The organism is Okeania sp., from assembly GCF_983059655.1.
On the sequence record NZ_CEZPJD010000532.1, the window covers coordinates 1 to 5,561 of the forward strand.

Consider the following 5,561-nt stretch of genomic DNA (forward strand, 5'->3'; position numbering starts at 1 on the left):
AAAGAGTCAAAAAGAGTGATTTTTTCGATTTTGGAATAAAGATACAGTATTTTTTCTCTATTTTAGATAAATGATTTTTATTAGATTTATAAAATTCTAAAATCAGCTTTAATATATAGTGTTCTTATTTGAAATAAAAATCTATATTTAGTTTTTTTTTAGAAAAAAATACTGGCTTGAGTACCTTATATCCTGATATTTACTAATAATTAATGATGTTTTCCATAATTTACTGTTTTTTCTTACATTTTTAATAGTATTTGGTATCTATAGCAATATGATTTGAGTTGTGAGATATTGGAAACTTTTAGGGAACAGGGAACAGGGAACAGGGAACAGGGAACAGAGAAGAAAAAAAACATATCATATAAATATAATACTTGCTATATTCTATACTTTTAAGGAACACCTCAATTCTCACAACTGATTCCTGATTGCTATACATCCCATTCAGAAAGGCTATAGTTTATTTTCTATTAATTTATAGTCAGAATACATCAGTATAGAAAGATGAAAAAAAAAGCTTTATTTTTAATTTAATCAACTTTTTTAAAAGTTAGTTTAAAAACTATATAGAAGCCATTTGGTATCTATTAGACATCTCCAGAAAAGAGGGAGTAGGCAGTAGGCAGTAGGCAGCAGGCAGTAGGAAGAAAGAATTGATAATTTATGTGTGAGAATTGATTTTATTTTGGATTTTTGGAGATGTCTATTTAAGAAGTTATAGCGCTGTGCGCAGGCAATAGGCAGTAGGGTGGATAAAAAGCTTATGATATAAAACTTTTAGCTATTGGACACCTCCTGAAATTTGTAAATATGCCAGCGCACATTGCTATACAATTTCAATACCCATCTGGGCTTTATGATTCTGGCAGTCATTTTTCAGAATTTTTTGCTCTCTTGAACCCTGATAGTTGTTAGGCTCCTGAAAAGTAAGCATTCAGCTATCAGCTATTAGCTATCAGCAGGAAGATAAAAGCAACCTTTATTCTTGAGAAAGAATAAAAATTACTGGCAAAGTCCCATTCCTAAGTCTTAGAAGTAATTACTCATTACTAATTGCTGACTGCTAATAGCTGAATGCTTACCCTGAAAATGGCTTTCCTAAAGCTTTTCTATTTCCATAAAAGATACGCTTAGGGGTTCTATAGTGTTTCTCAGACTCGTTAGGTACTTTTATCTTTTTTCCCTGTTGTCTGTAATGGGTAAGCACTTCCTAAGGAATACTACACAAACAAATTTTGAATTATTCAATAAGTTAATAGCTAATAGCTGAAGTCCGCAATTTCGACTATAGGAAGTTAGCTGACTGATGAATACTCTTACAATAATTGACTTTTATTTATCAATACTGAGTTACAAAACAAGTTGATTTTGAAGCTAACTTTGGTGTCACTAAAGCAACTATATGAGGAACAGGACGTGGAGTATATCTAACTAAAGATTTACCTTCATAAGCTAGAGATGTGCTGGCTCCAGAATCTAACATTACTGCATCCCGAAATCCTGCTTGTGCTAAAAGTTGGCCAAGTTTTACTGAACCAACTCTTTTATAGGATACGCCAATAATAGATTGACCACTACGATGAATACCCCAAAATGCTCGGTGACGAGGTTCGTTGAACTTGAATAATTTACCAAAACTTTCTGGTGGTTGAGGTTGATCGTTTCTCACTAAAAATGCAGCTCCCACAAAAGCATCTGTAACATTCGGCATCTCTGCTTTTATGCCTTTTATTGTATTGTGATGTTCGGGATTAAAAGGAATAAAATCTACTTTATCCTCACTAATTAATACTAAAGGACGATTCTTTAATTTATTGTTGTCATAGCTATCTCCAGGCACGAATTTTTTTGTATTCTGGCTAAAAATCGGACCAATTACTTCGTTAGAATCTAGTTTTTCTAAAGAAAAAAATACTCCATCTATTCCAGCGATCGCCTCATGTTTTGCCACAATATCTTTGACTTGATACCGACTATCTGCATGAATAGTTATTGGTCTTCCTCCAGAAATTAAAATTAATGGAACTCCTTGAATAGTTATTTCATTTTTGATAATTTGACCAGTAAAATCAAAGCCAAATTTCCAGGAAGGTAATTGTAATCCGCCAAAAGTTTTTGCAATTGCCTTTTTTAACCCTGATTGACCAAAACGGTCTATTGCCAATAAACTTTTTGATTCATTACTAAAGGTATTTCTATTATTTTTCATTGTTAATGCTGCTTCATATCCCGCTACTTTTACCCAAGCACTAACACGTTCATCATATTTACCTTCTGGATAAGTAAAATAGTTAATTTTTATCCCTAATTTTTTCTCTAAAATTTGCTTTGATTTGAAAATTTCTGCTTGTAGTTCTCGGTCAGATAATTTTGTTAAATCTTTGGGATGAGTAACACTATGGGAAGCAATTGTTACTAATGGATTTTTTGCCATTTCTTGTAATTGTGACCAAGTGAGAGTGGAACGACCAACTATTTTGCCTTCTATTTTGTCTGTATATACTGAAAAAACTGCTGGATAGTTATATTTTTTTAGTAGGGGATAAACTATTTCATAATGACCAATAAATAAGGTCTCAAGCCTCCCCTTTCAAGGGGATGAAAAAAAATTGATTCAGTATTTCAAGCCTCCTACTTCAGTAGGAGGTACTGATAACTGATAACTGATAACTGATAACTGAAATGACCAATATATCCGTCATCAAATGTCAGAACTATTGGTTTTTCTGGCAATGCTTATCCTGTGCGTAAAAGGTGAATTAATTGGTCTAAGCTAATAGGAGTTACTCCATTTTTTTTGATTAATTCGAGATGCTTTTTAAATTGTTTGACTGTGACATCAAAAGAAACTTTTTTCTTGGGCAAAATATCGTGGTACATAATTATCGGAACTTTCCCTAATCTTGCTTGTTCGTGAATTTTATGCCAAGGATTAGGGGCGGTATTAGCAGCAACAATTGTTTGTTCTCTCACTGTTCTAATTAAGTTTGCTAATACCATTTCTGGATTTATCATCCAGTTAGAAACAGTTAGTAATTTATTTACTGCATTATCGGCCGAAATTTCTGATAATTGAATATTGTCATTTTTGTAAGATTGAAGAGATTTTAAATTAGAAGTAGTTTGAGCAACTATTGGTTCTGAAAATAGTCCTATTAATAGAATTAAACTTAGATATAAATTGAATTGATTGTAATTTTTAGCCATTTTTAGTAGATGTTTGAAGGAACAGAAAAAGCAAATTATGGAAAGTTTTGTAAGGTTGTCTATAGGTTCAAGAAGGAAGAAAAAATGGATGGGGACTCAAACCACACCCAATTGTAAACACTGTGTAAACGGTGGGGCTAATTCATTGTCGTCAGAGAATATTTATATGGAGATGAAATACATTTAATAGTGCAAATAAAATATAAGAATTTCCCCATCTCCCTATCAATTTTTCTCTAGTGACAATAAATTGACCCTGCCGTGTAGACGGTGGAGTATTAAACCCAAAATAAAAAGATAAAAAACGACAATCTAGTTTGAATTTATCTAGATATTTGAAAAATACCAATCAAAAGAATAGCAAAATTTTTTAGACAGTTTATCAATATTTTTATTTATTTTAATCAATGTATAACAGCCAACAAAAATAGAAATTAATTGTTTAAATGGAGTTTAACAATAGATTAATAAAATTCTATATTTAACACCAGGCTAATCAAACCTTTACCTAAAGTTGAGATATAATTAACCTAATTAATTATAATTGTGGAGAAAAAAATGAAATTCAACCGTCGTTATTTCCTAATTTCTCTCGGCAGTGCATTAGGAGTAGCTTTTAATTCTTGCAAAAATTTTCAGCAAACCAAGACTACAAACGGAGAAAATTTTAATTCTCAAACTCCTGCAAATCAGACTGTTAATCCCTCAGAAATATCAACTTCATCAACCCCTGCTCCTTCAGGAATGTTTGCCCCAAAACGAGGGGATATTCGACTTGTAATTATCAGTGATTTAAACAGTAGCTATGGTTCCACAACTTACCAACCACAAGTAGAAAAAACTATTCCTTTAATTCCTGAATGGCAACCAGATTTAGTACTTTGTGCCGGTGATACGATCGCCGGACAAAAACAGTCACTTACTGAAGAAAATATTCAAGCTATGTGGGGTGGTTTTGACCGTTATATTGCCACACCGTTACGTCAAGCAAAACAACCTTTTGCTATTACTATTGGCAATCATGATGCTTCAGGTTATTTCAATAAATCTAAGGATGGATATAAATATGCAAAAGAACGCAGACAAGCACAACTTTATTGGAGCAAACATCAAAATGATTTAAACATAAATTTTCTAGAAGCAGATGGATTTCCTTTTTATTACAGTTTTCTCCATAAAGAAATTTTTTATTTAATTTGGGATGCTTCTATGCTTCGGATTCCTAAACAACAATTAGAGTGGGCAGAAAAAAGTCTAGCAAGTAGTCAAGCACAAACAGCAAAAATGCGAATTGTAATGGGGCATTTACCTTTTTATGCTGTTGCTCCTACTAAAAATAAAATGGGTGATGTTTTAGCTAAAGCCGATGAGTTAACAACTATGCTAGAAAAGTATAATGTTCACCTATATATTAGCGGTCATCATCATGCTTATTTTCCCGCTTATAAAGGTAACTTGAAATTGCTTTATTCTGGTGCTTTAGGTAGCGGTCCGCGTACTTTAATTGGTAGTAATTTATCTCCCAGAAATACCTTGACAGTTGTTGATATTAATTTAGAGCAAAATAAGAGTTTTTATACAACCTATGATATGAATAGTTTAGCAGTGGTTAACCCAGAGGAATTACCAGAAAAAATTACAGGTATAAATGGCTCAGTTTTGCGGGAAAAAGAAGCTTAAGTAAAGTCAAAAGTTAGAAGTCAAAATTCAAAAGTCAAAATTCAGAAGTTAAAAGTGATATTTTAAGTACTTAAAACCTCTAATCGTAAGCATTTCCTCCGGAATGCTGCGCAAACAGCCGTCAGCTATCAGCTATTACTTTTAGTTTACTATCAAAGCTTTATTAATTGTCTTACTAGAAAAGTAGGCTCCCTTGACATTAAAATCTATTTTAATTTAAACACTGTCCTAATATGAGAAAGTCTTGTTGCTGAATTGCAGAGGTACTGATAACTGATAACTGAAATCACCTCTGGTTAAAACTGTTACGGAATTAAATATAAGGAAATCTGATTCCTTCTTTCTCCTTAAAAGGAGAGGCTTTAAATCGAATGTATTAATTATCAATTATTAGCAGTAACTTATTTCCCAGAAATACTTGAAGAGTTGCTGATATTAATCTAGAGTAAATTCAGAGTATCAACATAACAGGTTATGAACATTTTAGCAGTGGTTAACCCACAATAATTACCAGAAAAAATTACAGGTTTAAATAGATTGGGTTTTGCCGGAAAAAGAAAGAAGGTTGCCCTATATAACAAAAATTAGGATAATCTGACATACTAATCTGTTGTAAATCATTTTTGGCAATCTATCATGGCAACAATTAACAATAATTACCTCAAACT

The 5,561-nt window shown here is 32.2% G+C and carries 3 protein-coding genes; 1 reads left to right on the forward strand and 2 read right to left on the reverse strand.

All coding sequences use genetic code 11. The features are described 5' to 3' along the window. Window positions 1-1,345 precede the first annotated feature (1,345 nt). On the reverse strand, window positions 1,346-2,572 hold the full coding sequence (locus AC3DU7_RS23535; RefSeq protein WP_488041728.1) for a polysaccharide deacetylase family protein: 1,227 nt from the start codon (window positions 2,570-2,572) through the stop codon (window positions 1,346-1,348). 170 nt (window positions 2,573-2,742) lie between these two features. Further along, entirely contained in the window at window positions 2,743-3,213 is a 471-nt protein-coding gene (locus AC3DU7_RS23540) for a hypothetical protein (RefSeq protein ID WP_488041726.1), read from the reverse strand. Between the two features lie 558 nt (window positions 3,214-3,771). On the opposite strand from AC3DU7_RS23540, the gene AC3DU7_RS23545 reads away from it, so the two are divergent. Then, the gene (locus tag AC3DU7_RS23545) at window positions 3,772-4,893 is read left to right on the forward strand and encodes a metallophosphoesterase family protein (protein ID WP_488041727.1); all 1,122 of its coding nucleotides are present in this window, start codon (window positions 3,772-3,774) and stop codon (window positions 4,891-4,893) included. Window positions 4,894-5,561 lie beyond the last annotated feature (668 nt).